This is a genomic window from Burkholderia sp. LMG 13014 (assembly GCF_905232215.1).
Lineage (GTDB): Bacteria > Pseudomonadota > Gammaproteobacteria > Burkholderiales > Burkholderiaceae > Burkholderia.
Window position 1 is genome coordinate 1 of record NZ_CAJNKE010000795.1, and the last position, 2,242, is coordinate 2,242.

Annotated in this window: 1 protein-coding gene; it reads right to left on the reverse strand. The window is 64.6% G+C overall.

From position 1 onward, the window contains the following. Positions 1-51: 51 nt before the first annotated feature. Positions 52-2,242 (reverse strand): LPS-assembly protein LptD (locus JYJ84_RS34680; RefSeq protein WP_205190129.1); only part of this gene is annotated, 2,191 nt, incomplete at its 5' end.

Below are 2,242 nucleotides of genomic sequence, written 5' to 3' on the forward strand. Positions count from 1 at the left end.
TGCCACTGGAACTCCATTGAAATCGTGCTGACCGGTGCAGACAAGCCGGCGTTACTCGTAGTTGCTGAAGCGGGACATCGGTGGCGGCGGCGGCGGCAGCGGCGTGTAGCCCGGCACCCCGGCGCGGAATGCGGACACGAGGCCGTTGTCGACCGTCGACAGGCCCTTGAGTGTCAGCTGCATCATGACTCGCGTCGACGAATTCTGCTGTCCCGACGAATTGATACCGTTCGCAGCCCGTTGCACCCCGACCCCAAGCGCCCAGCAATCCGCGTCGTATTGTAAGCCGACCAGACCGTCGACCACGCGATCGCCGGCGATGTCGTAGTTGAAGCGGCCGATCGCATACAGGCGGCGCGTGAGCGGCCACTGCGCGGACACCAGAAACTGGTTGATCGGCTGGTTGTCGAGCGTGGTGTTCGATCGCGTATAGCGATAGCCGACGTTGATCACGCGGCGCTCGCCCGGGCTGTAGCCGAAACCGACACTCGACTTCACGAGCTGGTTGTTGTTCTGGTTGTACTGGAACGCCGTCTCCGACATGAAGCCCGAGCCGAGCTTCAGCGCGGCGCCGACGATCAGGTCCGAGTGGCGCGCCTGCGCGGCGGACTGCCCCGAATTCAGCGTGACGCGCTGATCGGCGAAGTAGTACTGCTGCGCGATCACGAAGCGCGCGCGCTCGTCGCCGGTGCGCGGATCGATGAAGCGCGACGTCAGGCCGGCCGTGATCCGGTTCGCATCGGCGATCCGGTCGTTGCCGACGAACGTGTTCGGCTGATAGATCTCCGCGAGGCCGAAGTCCGATTCCGCAGTGTCGAACAACGGCGCGTTCGACTGGTCGCGATACGGCGTGTACACGTAGTACAGGCGCGGCTCGAGAGTCTGGATGAAGTCCTGGCCGAACAGGCGCACCGAGCGGTCGAAGATCAGCCCCGTATCGAAGCTCACGGTCGGGATCGACTCGGTGAAGCGCTTCGGGCTGTTCGGGGTGGTCGACGACAGGTAGTTCAGGTCGTACGACGCGAAGTGGTACTGGACCTTCGGCACGACGAAGTAGCCGGGGCCGTACACGCCATACGAGATGTACGGATTGAAGACGATCCGGTCGCCTTCGGTCGCATCGGCCGTCGTGATGCGGAACCGCGAATAGTCGGCTTCCGCGCCGAAGTCGAAGCCGCCGACGTTGTACTTCGTGTACTTCACGTTCAACTGCGGCTCGCGGCTGTAAGGCGCGATCGACGGCGGCAGCGTCTGCCAGTGCTGGTAACGCGCGAGCACCGACCACGGGCCGTTGTTGTACGTGAGGCCCGCTTCCTGCTGGTACAGCGTCTGCGTCCCGTTGACGAACTGGTTCGTCGACCCGAGGTCTTCGGGATACGTGTTGTCCGAGACCTTGTTGTAGTAGACGTAACCGCCGAAACCGCCGCCGAAGTTCTGCTGGTGCTGCCAGTAGATCGCGTAGCGGTTGCGGTGCGCGAGCCGGTCATCCGGCAGGTAATTTGCCGTAAACGTGCCCGAATACGACGGCGACAGGTAGCGGAACGTCGCCTCGGCCATCACGCCGCGCCGCGAGATGATGCGCGGCGTGAGCGTCAGGTCGCGGTTCGGCGCGATGTTGAAGTAGTACGGCAGCGACAGCTCGAAGCCGTTGTTCGAGCTCATCGAGAACGTCGGCGGCAGCAGGCCGCTGCGCCGCTCGCCCGACAACGGGAACGTCATCCACGGGCTCGCGAAGATCGGCACGCCCTGGAAGAACAGCACGCCGTTGCGCGCGGTGCCTTCGTCGGCGCCCGTATCGAAGTCGAAGCGGCTGCCCTTGATGTACCACGCGGGGTTCGTCGAGCACTGGCACGCGGTGTAGGTGCCGTTGACGAACACCGAGCGCTCGTTGTCGACCATGTCGACGCGCTCCGCACTGCCCGAGCCGCCCGTCATGTTGAAGTGATACTTCGGCGCCGTCATGAAGCCCTGGTTCGCCTCGATCTTCAGGTGCGCCTCGGGGCCTGCGAACGACGTACTGCCATTGACCACCTTGACCTGGCCGTACGCATCGGCCATGTCGGTATCCTGATCGTAGTGGATCGCGTCGGCCTTCACGACGGCGTCGCCGCGCCGCAGCTCGGCCGAACCCTTCGCGGCGAGATCCTGCTCGGCCGTCCCGCTCGTGTGGTCGGCGATCACGAAGGCGGCCGGCTTCGCGCCGTTCTTCAGCGGATGATCCTCGAGCTGGGGCGCGAGACGC